General features: G+C 48.0%; 1 protein-coding gene. It reads right to left on the reverse strand.

Going from position 1 to position 277, the window contains the following annotated elements:
• A partial coding sequence (locus tag F0L74_RS34620; protein WP_149842231.1) for an eS25 family ribosomal protein occupies positions 1 to 277 on the reverse strand: 277 nt, incomplete at both ends.

Here is a 277-nt window from a genome sequence, read left to right on the forward strand (position 1 = left end):
CTTGGTCGCACGCGTGTAGATCACCTGCCCATGATGTTGGACTACCTGTTTGATGAGACCTTTTTCCCTAAGCTCGATGAGTGCTCTTCTCGCCAGGGAACCTCGGACCTTTAATCTTTCAGATACGACAGCAGGTGTGATTAGCTTGTACTGTGGGACTTCCTTGTACAGTTTCTCATATGTGGGTTTATCAAACAACACCTGGTTGTTCAACTTGTCACGAACTTTTCCTTTGGACCACTTCTTCTTCTTGGCTTTGCCGCCACCGGATCCTTCC

Origin of the sequence: Chitinophaga agrisoli (assembly GCF_008386695.1) — a bacterium.
GTDB classification, from domain to species: Bacteria; Bacteroidota; Bacteroidia; order Chitinophagales; family Chitinophagaceae; genus Chitinophaga; species Chitinophaga agrisoli.